Raw genomic sequence first — 11,598 nt, 5'->3', positions numbered from 1 at the left:
GCCGCTGGATCGTCATACCCATGAACATTGATTTTGCCGCTGTTTTAGTCGTTCTAACCGGGTTGACCGGCGGTATCTGGTTGTTGGACGCCCTGGTTTTGGCCCCGCGCCGCGCCGCGCTGGTCAGCAGCGCTGGCAAGATTAGGTCAGTCGCCGAGATCAAACTGCCGTGGTATGTGGATTTGTCGAAGTCATTCTTTCCGGTGATTTTGGCAGTGCTGGTGCTGCGTTCATTTATCGTCGAGCCGTTTCGCATCCCGTCGGAATCCATGGTGCCGACGCTGCTCAAGGGCGATTTCATCCTGGTCAATAAATTCACCTATGGCCTGCGTTTGCCGGTGCTGAATACCAAGGTGATCAGCAACAGCTTGCCACGACGTGGCGATGTGGTGGTGTTCCGCTACCCGCCTGATCCAGCGGTGGCCTATATCAAGCGGGCGGTCGGTCTGCCCGGGGATCGGGTGGCCTATCACGGCAAGCAACTCTCCATCAACGGCCAGCCGGTAGCGCTGACGCCGTTGCCTAATGACCCGACCATGCCCGCTTATCTTCAATTTGAAGAACAGTTGGGGGAAGCTAAACATCGGATTCAGATTCTAGCCGATGGACGTTGGGGTTTAGCGGGATTTTGGTCCGGCCTCCAACCCCGCCGCGATCCGGATGGCACGGTCGGTTGGGATTACCAGGTGCCGCCGGGGCATTATTTCATGATGGGTGACAATCGCGATAACAGCAGCGATGGTCGGGTCTGGGGGCCGGTACCCGAAGAAAACCTGATCGGCAAAGCTTTCTTCATCTGGATGAATTGGGACTGCATTACCTTCAACGGTCAATGCGGTCGAATTGGCAATAGTATTAAATAAGCGAACCGGGGGGCACGAGCGATGCGGGCAACAAAACTGATGAGGCGGGAATCGAGTAAACGGCAGCGCGGCCTGACCGTGATTGGGATGCTGCTGCTGATCGTTGTACTCGGATTCATGGCGTTGATCGCGATGAAGGTCATTCCAATGTATATCCAGTATTTCACTATTAAATCCACCATCGAGAGCATCCGCAAAGAGCCGCAACTGGCGCAGATGGGCTTGGCTGAGATTCAGACCGCGATTCAAAAGCGGTTTGATATTGGCTATGTGGACAAGATCACCGCCAAGGATCTCAAACTTCGCAATGACCGTAGTGGGCGAGTCCTCGATCTGGTGTATGAGGATGATCAACCGCTGTTCTATGGATTGCATGTGGTGCTGAAAGTCAACGAAGCGATTCCTTTAACCCCGTGAATTTACTGGCTACGCAGTTATGCACTGCTCTGGATTATACCTTCCAACAGCCTGAATTGCTTGAAGAAGCGCTGACCCACCGCAGTGCCTCAGTCTACAATAACGAGCGGCTGGAGTTTTTGGGCGATGCCTTGTTGAGCCTGGTGATCGCTGAATACCTGTTCCAACGCTATCCCAAAGCCAGCGAGGGTGAATTAAGTCGGCTGCGAGCCAGTTTGGTCAAAGGTGAGGCGCTGGCGGAACTGGCCCGCAGCCTGAATTTGGGTAAGGTCTTGCGGTTGGGACAGGGCGAACTCAAGAGCGGCGGTTCGCAGCGTGAGTCTATTCTGTCGGATGCGCTGGAAGCGATTTTCGGAGCGGCGTATCTGGATGGCGGATTGACAGCCGGTCGCACCGTGATTCTGCATTTGTACCGGGAGCGCCTTGAGGAACTGGCCAGCGCCAGCGAGTTGAAAGATCCCAAAACCCGCTTGCAGGAGTATCAGCAAGCCCGCCAACAACCCTTGCCGATGTACAACGTACTGGAAATCCATGGCGAGCCGCATGCGCAAAGCTTTAGGGTGGAATGCGCAGTGGCCGAGTTCCGTGCGGTGGCGGTGGGGAATAGCCGGCGCAAGGCCGAACAGGAAGCCGCCCGCTTGGTGCTGGAGCAGATGCAGTGACCAAAACAGAAACTGAAATTGCGACTACGCACGCCGGCTACGCCGCCCTGCTGGGCCGCCCTAACGTCGGCAAGTCCACCCTGCTGAACCGGCTCATCGGCCAGAAGATCAGCATCACCGCGCCCAAGCCGCAAACGACCCGCCATGTCATTCTCGGCATCCAGACTCTGCCAGAAGCCCAAATCGTCTATGTGGACACCCCCGGCTTGCACCGCCAAACCCGGCGGGCGATGAACCGCTACTTGAACCGGGCGGCGGCCAGTGTACTGAGCTATGTAGATGTCGTAGTGTTTCTGATTGAAGCTTTACGCTGGACTGAAGAAGACGAGGATGTATTGCAACGACTGACCGGGTTTGCGGGACCGGTGGTGCTGGCGGTCAATAAGGTAGATCGGATTGCCGACAAGGCGCGGTTGCTACCGTTCCTGCGCGAGATGGCCGACAAGCGGGATTTTGTCGAAGTCGTGCCTCTTGCCGCGATCAAGGGGGATAACGTGATGGCATTGGCGCGAGTCATCGCTCGCTTGCTGCCGGTCGGACCGTTTCTATTCCCGGAAGACCAGATCACCACGGTCAGCGAGCGCTTCCTGGTGGCTGAATTGATCCGCGAGAAACTGACCCGATTGCTGCGTGAAGAACTCCCCTACGCCCTGACGGTGGAGATTGAGCAGTTTGCTGAAGAAGGGCGACTGGTGCGCATCCATGCCGTGATCTGGGTCGAACGCCAAACCCAGAAGGGCATCGTCATTGGCGAGGGCGGAACGACGCTGCGCGAAGTAGGCCGCCAAGCTCGCGAGGATATGGAACGGCTGCTCGGACGCAAGGTATTTCTGGAAACCTGGGTCAAGGTGCGCGAGGGTTGGTCTGATGACGAGCGGGCGTTGCGCAGTTTGGGTTACGCCGATCCTGGCGCATCTTGATCTGATTCTGCGTCGCATCGCCCTGTCTGCTTCATGCGCGCCCTGCTGCAATCCGCTTTTATCCTGCATCGCCGTCCCTACCGCAATACCAGCGTGCTGCTAGAAGTTTTCAGTCAGGAACGAGGCCGGCTGGGTCTAGTGGCGCGTGGCGCAGCAGCGCCCAAATCGCGGTTGAAAGGTCTGTTGCAACCGTTCGCGCCGCTGCTGCTGTCCTGGAGTGGCGTGGGCGAATTGGCGGCGCTCATTGCCGCCGAAGAAGCGGGACTCCCCATCGCTTTGCCACCGAACCGGGTGCTGGCTGGGCTGTACGTCAATGAACTGCTGGTGCGTCTGCTGCCGCGTCTGGACCCGTTGCCCGGCCTGTTCGCCGCTTACGAAGTTCTATTGGCGGAGCTGGTCACGGTGCCCGGCGAAGAGCCGCCACTGCGGCGGTTCGAGAAACGGCTGCTGGAAGAATTGGGCTACGGCCTGACTTTGGATTGTGAAGCCATCAGCGGAATGCCTATCGTCGCCGAGGAACATTACCGTTATGTTCTGGACCGGGGACCGCTGGCCGTCCATCGAACCGAGCTGGGCGTCCCGATCTCTGGTCAAGGATTGCTGGCGTTGCGCGACGGGATTCTGGTCGATCCCACGGTGCTAAGCGAAGTCAAGCGGCTGACCCGCGCCGCGCTGGCCGTACAGTTGCACGGGCGAGCATTGAAGACGCGAGAGCTGTACCGGAGCGGACGCAGGTAGTTCTGACAAAGAATTGGGTGGATGGGCGACGTTGGAAATGGTGCTGAAATATGCCCATTTAGGCGCAGACCATCTTGCTGAACATGCCGAGCGGATTTCCTACCCAAGGATCATCTGCACAAATTCCGGCACACCCAAAGAAAATGCCCTACCGAAAAGCGTGGCAAGGCGTTGATTTTGTGGTGGGCCCTGTAGGATTTGAACCTACTGCTATGTCATACCATTTCTCTATAGATTTATTTCAATATGTAAGGTTAAAACCCCCGCCTTTAGGTAGATTTCATCTCCAGCCCTAACGCGGGTAGAGTTGCTAAACCTGTTAGCCACTAGCCAGGGGAGTCGAGATGGACTATCGGTATAGGAGCCAGAGGAATTCCCGGAATTGAAGAAGCGCTACTGGGGACGGCATTTTTGGGCACGGGGCTATTTTTGCGTGACGGTGGGCGATATGACGGAAGAGAGGATTCAAGAGTACCTGGATCATCACGTTGAACCGGATCCCGCGCGTGACTTTCGGGTTGAACCTTAGGCGCGTCGTTCAGTCGACGCGCACATGGACTTTCAGTCCGTTACTTCAACCCACCGGCTTTCAGCCGGTGGTTGTTGAGTTCAGCTCTACTTTCACCCCCTATTTTTTCAAAAAAATATATTAAAATTCAACGTCTTATTTTTTAGGCAGTCTCTCAAGCAGGCAGCGATCACCTCTCGCGGCCAAACCGTACCAGCACCCCGATCCGCTGCGTTTCCAGCGAGGTCAGTTCAAACAGCCCAATCGTTTCGCCCGGCTCCGGCGAGTTCGCATCGAGCTTGACGCCGAGCCGGTTAAGCCGCAGCGACAACGGCTGAATCTGCAAATAGGTCTCCGGTTGACTCAGTACCTGCCGCACCTGTTCCAGATAATCGTCCAACGTACCCAACTGCTTGCGGGCGACCACTAAGTCCTGTTCGGTTTGCGTCAGCCGCTGATCCAGCGCTGCCTGTCGAATCCCATCCGCATCCGCGCCCGACAACATCGGTTGTAACCCCCGCGCATGACCGCGCAACGCCCGCAACTGTGCCTGCAATTGCCGCCGCTGCTCTTCCAGATCACTGCGCCGGGTCCGCAGCTCGTGGATATGCTCCAAGGCGCGGGTCGCCAGAAAAATCAACGTCCGCTGCCGCAGTTCCCGGCGCAATCCGGTTTCGCTGGCGGTCGGGAAAAACAGCCGATGGTGCGAGAAACTGACCACGGTTTGCGGGACTTCGCGGACCAGCATGTCGCCTTGCAACGCCATCCCGAAGGTCGCGGTTTCGCGCTTGACCATCAGCATCAGGGCAAAACATTCCGAAAGATTGCCGTCCTTGAAAAAGGACTGAATGCACGGATCGAGGCTCAGCGTGGAGCGCAGGTCATCCGCTGTCGCGAAAAAGGCGTTGACCCGGGGATCGGCCATCCAAGCCCGACTGCTGAGCGCCAGCGCCGGTGGCAGGCGCCGCAAGAGACCCTCGCTGTAGCGCAACGCAGTTTCGACCGCATCCAGCAACTTCTCGGTGTAATTACCGACCAGCCGAATCCGTGGCTCGCTGGCGTCCACCACCTGCTCGATGGCCTCCCGCATCAGCGCCAGCCGTTCCTGATTCAACCGGTGTTCAGCCAGATGCTGCTGGGCAAAGGCCGCAATACCGCCGAATACCTCATGCAGGAAGCCTTGACCGTTGCTCATCGGCTTGTGTCCACGCCGGTTCAGCATAATCCAGCCAGCCGCCGGTGCAGGGGACTGGAGCGGGGAAAGTGGGCGCGGAGGAAATCCATCTGGTCGGCCAGCACTCGCCGACCCTGAAGATAGACATATTCCGCATGATTGGGCGTGAACGGAATCGCCAGCAATTGCATCCCCGCCTGTTCCGGGGTTCTGCCGCCCTTGGAATGATTACAGGACTTGCAGGCCGTGACTACGTTGTTCCAGCGATCACGCCCGCCCTGAACGATGGGCTTCACATGATCACGGGACAAATCCCGCAACGGAAAAATTGCTCCGCAATACAAACAGGTGTTGCAATCACGCCGGAACAGCGCGGTGTTGGACAGGGGCGGCACATAATCGCGGTGGGCGCGCATTTGAGCATAAGCGCCGCCTTGGGTGGCAATAATGGAATTGACCACGATCACGCTACGCTGACCACTGCGGGCGTTAATTCCCCCATACACCGTATACAGAATGGTGCCGCAGTTATAGGCCACCTGTCCGGTGTAATACAGCCGCACCGCCTGCTGGTAATCCACCCACTCCAGCGGCATTCCCGTAACGTCGGTGTGCAGAACTTGCTGCTCCAGCCCATGCTCCAATCCGTACATAGTTCACCCGTGACCTTTTCCTCAAGGATGCGCTCTAGAGTCGCATGTCAATGTGACCTCAGACTGACACCCGTTAGACGCCAAAGCAGGAGGTAGTTTGCCGAGGCGCTTGGAAGAGGTCGATAGTATTTTGACGGCTTGAGTCTTTGTGATACGCAAAGTCTAGGCTATATTCTAAAGGCTTTCGCCCGCCTTCATTGGCGAGTGCGGATTGAAACCAAAAGTATCGTGCGTTTCCCGCCGCCGGCGCGGATGCCTAGCAGCACTTCGCATCACTGAGAAGGCTTCAAGAAAGCCTTTTTTCGTGCCAATTTCCGGGCGGGCGGGCGTCCGGTAAAAACAACCCTCAGGAGAACCACATCATGCCTGTTCGTATGGCCGTCCCGAAAGAACTCGTTTCGGGAGAACGGCGGGTCGCCCTAGACCCGACGATGGCCGAGCGTTTCGCCAAGCTCGGCGCCGAAATACTGATCGAGAAAAGCGCGGGATCGAGCGCCTTTTTCGCCGATGATAGCTACGCCAAGAGCAGTCGGCTGGTGGAGGGCGCTGCGGCGCTGTACGCCGAGGCTGACGTGGTACTCAAGGTGCAACCACCGACTCTGGAAGAGGTCGAGTTGCTCAAGGACGGCACCATCCTGCTCGGTATTTTGCAGCCACATCGCAACCCGGAGCTGGTCAAGCGCCTGCTGGCCAAGAACATCACCAGCTTTGCCATGGAACTGATCCCGCGCATTTCCCGCGCCCAGTCCATGGACGTGCTGTCTTCACAGGCGGCGGTGTCCGGTTACAAAGTCGCGCTGTTGGCGGCGAATCTGTGCAGCGGCTTCTTTCCGATGCTGACCACCGCCGCCGGCACCATCCGGCCGTCCAAGGTGGTTATCGTCGGCGCGGGTGTAGCCGGGTTACAGGCGATTGCGACCTGTCGCCGGTTGGGCGCAATGGTCGAAGCCTATGACATCCGCCCAGCAGCACGGCAGGAAATTGAGTCGCTCGGTGCCAAGATGATTGATACCGGGGTCAATGCCGCCGCCGAGGGCGGTTATGCCCGTGAACTGACCGCTGAAGAAAAGCAGAAGCAGGCGGATGTACTGGCCAAGCACATTGCGGCAGCCAATGCGGTGATTACCACCGCCGCCATTCCGGGCCGGGATGCGCCAAAGATCATCACCACTGCGATGGTTGAGGCCATGAAGCGCGGTGCGGTCATTGTGGATCTGGCGGCAGAATCCGGCGGTAACTGCGAATTGACCCGCCCTGGCGAAACCTATGAACACAACGGGGTCCTCATCGCCGGCCCGCTCAACATTCCCAGCAGCTTCCCGGTGCCGGCCAGCGAAATGTACGCCAAGAACCTGTACAACTTCCTGTCGCCGATGCTCAAGGACGGCGCTCTGAACCTGGACTGGGATGATGAAGTGATCGCCAAGAGCGCGCTGACCCGTGACGGAAAAATCTGTCACGAGCCGACCCGCAAATTGCTCGCACAATAGCCGCCTGGAGAACCGTTATGGAAGCAGTAGTCTCGTTCTTCTCTCCCATCTACATCCTGATGCTGGCCGGTATTCTCGGCTATGAAATTATCGGCAAGGTGCCGGTGATTCTGCACACCCCGCTGATGTCCGGCACCAACTTCGTCCATGGCATCGTGCTGGTCGGCGCGATGGTGGCGCTCGGCCAGGCTGTGACCCCGCTGGAGCAGGCGATTGGCTTTCTCGGCGTGTTGCTAGGCGCTGGCAACGCGGTCGGTGGCTACTTCGTCACCGAGCGGATGCTGGAAATGTTCAAGAGCAGCAAGGGCCAGGAGAAGTAAGTCATGGGTTATCTGATTGAAACGGTCTATTTTCTGACGGCCGCGCTGTTCATCCTCGGCCTCAAACGGATGTCGCACCCGACCACCGCCCGCAGCGGTATCATCTGGGCGGGCTACGGAATGGTGCTGGCTACGGTGGTCAGCTTCGTTCATCCGCAGATTACCGCGCATGTCAGCGTCACCAACTATGCGCTGATGCTGATTGCCATTGCCATTGGCGGCGCAATTGCGTGGTATGGAGCCAAGAAGGTGGCGATGACCGCCATGCCGCAAATGATTGCGATCTACAACGGCATGGGCGGCGGCGCGGCGGCGGCGATTGCGGCGGTGGAACTGTTGAAGGATCACGGCGACAAAGCGACCGCACCGGGAACCTCGGTCCTGATCATGGCGGTAGCCGGTGCGCTGATTGGCGCGGTGTCGTTCTCCGGCTCGGTGGTGGCCTTTGGCAAGTTGCAGGAGCTGAAGTTTTTCAAGGATGACGCCAAGTTCCGCTTCACCGGTCAGCAGAAGGTCAATTTGGCGATCTTTGCCAGCGCGGTGCTGCTGGGCTTGATCGTCGCGGTTAGTCACAGCACCAGCGGCCCGCTGATCACGCTGTTCTTCCTGCTGGCCTTGGCCTTCGGCGCGATGATGGCGCTGCCCATTGGTGGCGCCGATATGCCGGTGGTGATCTCGCTATTCAACGCCTTCACCGGCCTGGCGGTGGCGCTGGAGGGCTTTGTACTCGGTAATTCGGCGATGATCATTGCCGGTATCATCGTCGGTTCGTCGGGTACGCTGCTGACCCTGATGATGGCCAAGGCGATGAACCGTTCAGTGTCCAATGTGCTGTTCAGCAACTGGGCGGCGCTGGGGACGGGCGAAGCGCAAGAGGTGACCGGTAGCCTCAAACCCATGGAGCCGCAGGATGCAGCGATTCAGATGGCCTATGCCTCCAAGGTCATCATCGTGCCGGGTTACGGCATGGCGGTGGCACAGGCGCAGCACAAGATTTGGGAAATGTGCAAGCTGCTGATCGAGCGGGGCGCAACCGTCAAGTTCGCCATTCACCCGGTCGCAGGTCGGATGCCCGGTCACATGAACGTGCTGCTGGCCGAAGCGGGTGTGCCTTATGACTACATCACCGATATTGACGAGATCAATGAGGAGTTCGCAACGGCGGATGTGGCGTTGGTCATCGGCGCTAATGATGTGGTCAACCCAGCGGCGCGTAATGACAAGTCCAGCCCGATCTACGGGATGCCGATCCTGAATGTGGATTACGCCAAGAACGTGCAGGTGATCAAGCGCGGCAAGGGTGTCGGTTTCGCCGGCATCGAGAATGCGCTTTTCTTCGCCGATAACACCCGCATGGTCTACGGCGATGCGCAAAAAGTGGTCGCTGCGCTGATCCAGGGCATTAAGGAACTCGGCTAGTTTTTTGATTGCGGTATCGCAGTAATAGCAAGGCGGCCTTCGGGCCGCCTTTTTTATTTGGCATTGAAAATGCGTGATACCATTTCTTAATGGATACAAGACGTTCGCTTTCCGTCATTCCCGCGTAGGCGGGAATCCAGTAAGTCGCTGAAAAGCTTGGATACCCGCTTTCGCGGGTATGACGAATTTACGGGTTTAGCGAAAGTCCTGACAGGAGGATAGATATTCAGGACGTTCGCTTTCCGTCATTCTCGCGTCAGCGGGAATCCAGTAACCTGCTGAAAAGATTGGATACCCGTTTTCATTTCCCTCATTCAACAGAGAACGCAGTAGAATAGCGGTCACAGTGCATGGTTTCCCAACTGGAGGCTTGCCATGATGACTCTCGATCTACCGGGTTTTATAACGACTTTTTTGGCGGTAATGGCAGCGTTGTTTGTCTTTGCCGTCGGCGTTGGCGTCCTGCTGATCGCTATTTTCTACCTCATCGATATCACCCAGACCCAACACGCCATTCGCCGCAATTTCCCGGTGATCGGGCGCTTGCGTTACCGGATGGAACATCTCGGTGTGTTCTTTCGCCAGTATTTCTACGCCATGGACCGGGAGGAGATGCCGTTCAACCGCGCCCAGCGCGCCTGGGTCTATCGGGCGGCGAAGAATCTGGATAACACCCAGCCGTTCGGATCGACTCGCGATTTGCGCCCGCCGGGAACACTGCTGTTTGCCAACGCCACTTTTCCGGCGCTGGAAACCACAACGGCGAAGATGCCGCCGCCATTGGTCATCGGCCCGGAGTGCGCCCAGCCCTATGCTGCAGGCAGTTTCTTCAACATCTCGGCGATGAGCTACGGCGCGATCTCCAAGCCGGCGGTGCTGGCGCTCTCCAACGGGGCGCGGCTGGCCGGTTGCTGGATGAACACCGGCGAGGGCGGCCTGTCGCCATATCATCTGGCCGGCGGCGCCGATCTGATCTTTCAAATCGGCACGGCGAAATATGGGGTCTGCGATGGACAAGGCGGTCTGGATGAAGCCCGCTTGCGCGAAGTAGCGGCAAACCCCCAGGTCAAGCTGTTTGAAATCAAGCTCAGTCAGGGCGCGAAACCGGGCAAGGGCGGCATTCTGCCGGCAGCCAAGGTGACACCGGAAATTGCCGCTATTCGCGGCATCCCCGTTGGCCAGGATTCCCGCAGCCCGAATCGGCATCCTGAAATCGCTGATGTGGCGGCGCTGCTGGATTTCATTCATCGGGTGAGAACCCTCACCGGCAAACCCACCGGCTTTAAGCTGGTCATCGGCGATCCGCGCTGGCTTGATGATTTATGTCGGGAAGTCGTCCGCCAAGGTTTGGCCCGCGCCCCCGATTTCATCACCGTGGACAGCGCCGACGGCGGCACTGGCGCCGCGCCGATGAGTCTGCTGGATTACGTTGGCCTGCCATTACAGGAAAGCCTGCCGCTGGTGGTGGATAAGCTGGTGGAGTACGGCTTGCGCGAGCGGATTCGGGTGATCGCGTCTGGCAAACTGATCAATCCCGGCGAAGTGGCCTGGGCGCTGTGCGTGGGGGCTGATTTCGTCAATTCGGCGCGGGGTTTTCTGTTCGCGCTCGGCTGCGTTCAGTCCATGCAGTGCGACAAAAATACCTGTCCAGCCGGAATCACTACCCATAATCCCCGGTTGCAACGGGGTCTGGACCCGGAAGACAAGGCGGAGCGGGTGCGGCATTATGTGGAGAATATGCGGCATGAAGTGGAAATTATCGCTCATGCCTGTGGCGCAGCGACTCCCCGGCAATTGCGGCGCGAGCATTGCCGGATCGTGGTCGGCCCCGGACGCTCGGTTCCGTTAAGCGAACTTTATCGCCGGGATGCGGTGCTGGTGCAGGATCGAAACGCCGCCTGAACAGCGGATAAAATGGTCGTGGTCAGGCGGCTTTTGCGGAAGCAGGCCAGTAGATGACCCGTAAGTGCGGCGGCAACCGGTCCGCCGGGTAGGTTCCAGCGCGCAGCTTGCCAAAGTGCCACCACCAGTGAGCTAGAGGCTGATCCTGAGCATCCTTCAACCAACACGCATCAATAAATCCTACCGTTCGCAACAAATCAACCGCGCATTCATCAAGAAACGCCAGTTCCTGTTGTGCCTCGCTATCGAGCGCCACCTCAGCCAACGCTTCCCGCTCTTCGGCAAAGCCTGGCGCTTCACCTGTCGGCAATCCATATTCCACCAGTTCCCGGTAATCATTTAACTGAGCAACTCTTGAACGAGCCATTTGACACCTCCTAGCGCCTGAATTTTTTTAACGGTCGGTTCCATAATAGTAATCCGCGTTCCTCGCTCATCCAATACGACCAAATAGCGCTGATCCGGCGACAGAATATAATATAGCAATCATTTACAGGTTGTGGAATTTTTCAACACACCCTTCTGAAAAATT

The 11,598-nt window shown here is 57.9% G+C and carries 12 protein-coding genes and 1 pseudogene; 10 read left to right on the top strand and 3 right to left on the bottom strand.

Annotation, left to right across the window (positions count from 1 at the left end; translation table 11 throughout):
• The first annotated feature begins 20 nt into the window (after window positions 1–20).
• From lepB to BN874_RS23500, 6 genes and pseudogenes are all read left to right on the top strand, one after another.
• Window positions 21–863 carry a signal peptidase I gene (gene lepB / locus BN874_RS10070; RefSeq protein WP_034432759.1) on the top strand — a complete coding sequence of 281 codons (843 nt, stop codon included), beginning with the start codon at window positions 21–23 and terminating at the stop codon, window positions 861–863.
• Between the two features lie 39 nt (window positions 864–902).
• On the top strand, window positions 903–1,280 hold the full coding sequence (locus tag BN874_RS10065; protein WP_034432757.1) for a DUF4845 domain-containing protein: 378 nt from the start codon (window positions 903–905) through the stop codon (window positions 1,278–1,280).
• A complete protein-coding gene (rnc, locus tag BN874_RS10060) occupies window positions 1,277–1,942 on the top strand; it encodes a ribonuclease III (protein WP_034432755.1) in 666 nt (221 codons plus the stop codon). Before BN874_RS10065 ends, rnc begins: the two co-directional genes overlap by 4 nt.
• Window positions 1,939–2,862, top strand: coding sequence for a GTPase Era (era, locus tag BN874_RS10055; protein WP_051497687.1), 924 nt, complete (start codon window positions 1,939–1,941; stop codon window positions 2,860–2,862). Before rnc ends, era begins: the two co-directional genes overlap by 4 nt.
• A 33-nt stretch (window positions 2,863–2,895) precedes the next feature.
• Window positions 2,896–3,600, top strand: coding sequence for a DNA repair protein RecO (gene recO / locus BN874_RS10050; RefSeq protein ID WP_034432753.1), 705 nt, complete (start codon window positions 2,896–2,898; stop codon window positions 3,598–3,600).
• Between the two features lie 367 nt (window positions 3,601–3,967).
• Window positions 3,968–4,129 (top strand): annotated as a pseudogene (locus BN874_RS23500) (transposase); the annotation flags it as partial.
• 169 nt (window positions 4,130–4,298) lie between these two features.
• Here the strand turns inward: BN874_RS23500 and BN874_RS10045 are convergent.
• Both BN874_RS10045 and BN874_RS10040 read right to left on the bottom strand, forming a co-directional pair.
• Entirely contained in the window at window positions 4,299–5,303 is a 1,005-nt protein-coding gene (locus BN874_RS10045; RefSeq protein ID WP_154724853.1) for a hypothetical protein, read from the bottom strand.
• A 20-nt stretch (window positions 5,304–5,323) separates the two neighbouring features.
• The gene (locus BN874_RS10040) at window positions 5,324–5,935 is read right to left on the bottom strand and encodes an HNH endonuclease (RefSeq protein WP_034432749.1); all 612 of its coding nucleotides are present in this window, start codon (window positions 5,933–5,935) and stop codon (window positions 5,324–5,326) included.
• Between the two features lie 362 nt (window positions 5,936–6,297).
• Between BN874_RS10040 and BN874_RS10035 the strand changes: the two genes are divergently transcribed.
• From BN874_RS10035 to BN874_RS10020, 4 genes are all read left to right on the top strand, one after another.
• Window positions 6,298–7,425 (top strand): Re/Si-specific NAD(P)(+) transhydrogenase subunit alpha, encoded by a 1,128-nt coding sequence (locus tag BN874_RS10035; RefSeq protein ID WP_034432747.1) that lies wholly within the window; start codon window positions 6,298–6,300, stop codon window positions 7,423–7,425.
• 17 nt (window positions 7,426–7,442) lie between these two features.
• Entirely contained in the window at window positions 7,443–7,745 is a 303-nt protein-coding gene (locus BN874_RS10030) for an NAD(P) transhydrogenase subunit alpha part 2 (RefSeq protein ID WP_034432744.1), read from the top strand.
• A 3-nt stretch (window positions 7,746–7,748) separates the two neighbouring features.
• On the top strand, window positions 7,749–9,164 hold the full coding sequence (locus BN874_RS10025) for an NAD(P)(+) transhydrogenase (Re/Si-specific) subunit beta (RefSeq protein WP_034432741.1): 1,416 nt from the start codon (window positions 7,749–7,751) through the stop codon (window positions 9,162–9,164).
• A 378-nt stretch (window positions 9,165–9,542) separates the two neighbouring features.
• Entirely contained in the window at window positions 9,543–11,066 is a 1,524-nt protein-coding gene (locus BN874_RS10020) for an FMN-binding glutamate synthase family protein (protein ID WP_034432860.1), read from the top strand.
• 22 nt (window positions 11,067–11,088) lie between these two features.
• Here BN874_RS10020 and BN874_RS10015 read toward each other — a convergent pair whose 3' ends face one another.
• Window positions 11,089–11,433, bottom strand: coding sequence for a hypothetical protein (locus BN874_RS10015; protein ID WP_034432738.1), 345 nt, complete (start codon window positions 11,431–11,433; stop codon window positions 11,089–11,091).
• Window positions 11,434–11,598: the final 165 nt, after the last annotated feature.

Origin of the sequence: Candidatus Contendobacter odensis Run_B_J11 (genome assembly GCF_000531125.1) — a bacterium.
GTDB classification, from domain to species: Bacteria; Pseudomonadota; Gammaproteobacteria; order Competibacterales; family Competibacteraceae; genus Contendibacter; species Contendibacter odensensis.
This window is presented reverse-complemented; position numbering and strand designations above follow the sequence as displayed.